Here is a 1,585-nt window from a genome sequence, read left to right on the forward strand (position 1 = left end):
AGCTGGAGCTAAACGAAAAGAAGAAATAGCGTTTCATGCAAAGCAGCAAATGGAAAAACAAGAATGGGATTATGAATGGACTAAAGAGAACTTTGTTTATCAGGATGCTGTGATTCACTTTGCAAGACGAGGATCAGATGATAACAACATATACAAACTCCTTAATGACACCTTAGAAAAAATCGCATATGACAATGATTCAAGAGTATTAGTTAGGACTCAAAGGATTGTCTATGATTCAAGTAATCCTAGAGTAGAAGTAACGCTTACACCCGTTGATTTTGTTGGTGTATTTGAGAACAAGGATGAAGCAGACAAGTTTGAACAAAATTGTATTAATTGCACAAGACATCGAAATGGAAGATGTTCAATACTAGTCGATTCGCTGAATGGTACGGTACGAGAAGAAATTGGATCAATCAATGAACCAGTTTGCGTTAAATTTAAAAACAAAGATTAATAAATAAATTAAATTAATTTGCAAATCTAGTTGATAAATCTTGAAAAAACGTATATATAAGTAGTGTAGGCTATTTTTACAAAATAGCTGATTAGTAAATTATAATCAAAATAAAAAACAGAATGTAAAAGGGGAGTTTTATTCAATGACAGAACAAGTAAAAGTATTAAAAGAAGGCTTCAACAAAGCAACAGTAGTAGGAACATTAGTAGAAAAGAACTTAAAAGAAACATCATACACGAAACAAGATGGTACAGTAGTTGAGCAAATTAAGGGAACAATCAGTATCCGCACTGGAGAAAATGAAGTTCACCAAGTTCAACTACAAACTAATAAGTTTACTAAAGCAGGAACAGAAAATACTTTCTATAAAGGATATAAAACAATTGAAAATGAATATGTAAGTGTAGCTGACTTAGTTGATAATCCAACATTAGTTCCAACTCAAGTTAAAGTGGATGGCAAGGCAACTACTAATGAATACTACGGTCAAGATAGTCAGTTTAAGCAATATCAACAAATTGAAGGCGCGTTTGTTAATCGCTTAACTGATAAAGACGATCCGACTCCTCGTGCAACCTTTGAAGTTGAGGTTTTCGTGAGCAAAACTAAGCCTGAAACAGACCGAGAGGGAGAAGAAACTGGTCGTGCAATTGTAGAGTCATACATCCCTACCTACTCAGGAATTGTCCCATATAAATTTGCAGTAATCGAACAAGGTGCAGACTTCTTCTTAAATGATGTCAAAAAAGGACAAACGATTAAAGTATTTGGTCAAATTGTTAATAAACGAGTAGAGACTGTTAAATTGATTGAGTCTGGCTTTGGTGATCCTATTGAAGAAAAATCAGTTTCATATACTACTGAATCATTAATTTCAAACGCATCAGTTCCTTACGAAGAAGACAATGTAAAAGCATTCAATCCAGAATTAATCAATGAGCGATTAGTGAAGCGTGAAGTTTATCTTGAACAACAGAAGAATCGTGGGCAACAATCTGCATCTCAACAACCACCAATGGCTTCATTTGGAGGAGGAGCTACTACACCTCCTAAGAAGAATGACGTACCAGTAGACGTTAGCAATCTGTTTTAAAAATAAGTTTAATTAATAAATTATAAATG

2 protein-coding genes are annotated in these 1,585 nt (G+C 33.9%); both read left to right on the plus strand.

Annotation, left to right across the window (positions count from 1 at the left end; translation table 11 throughout):
* Window positions 1–460, plus strand: a 460-nt coding sequence (locus AC1DSL_RS18000; RefSeq protein ID WP_477533291.1) for a RusA family crossover junction endodeoxyribonuclease, incomplete at its 5' end; no start/stop codon positions are given.
* Between the two features lie 145 nt (window positions 461–605).
* Window positions 606–1,556 (plus strand): hypothetical protein, encoded by a 951-nt coding sequence (locus tag AC1DSL_RS18005; RefSeq protein ID WP_477533292.1) that lies wholly within the window; start codon window positions 606–608, stop codon window positions 1,554–1,556.
* Window positions 1,557–1,585 lie beyond the last annotated feature (29 nt).

The organism is Paenisporosarcina sp. P4_D4 (assembly GCF_056401835.1).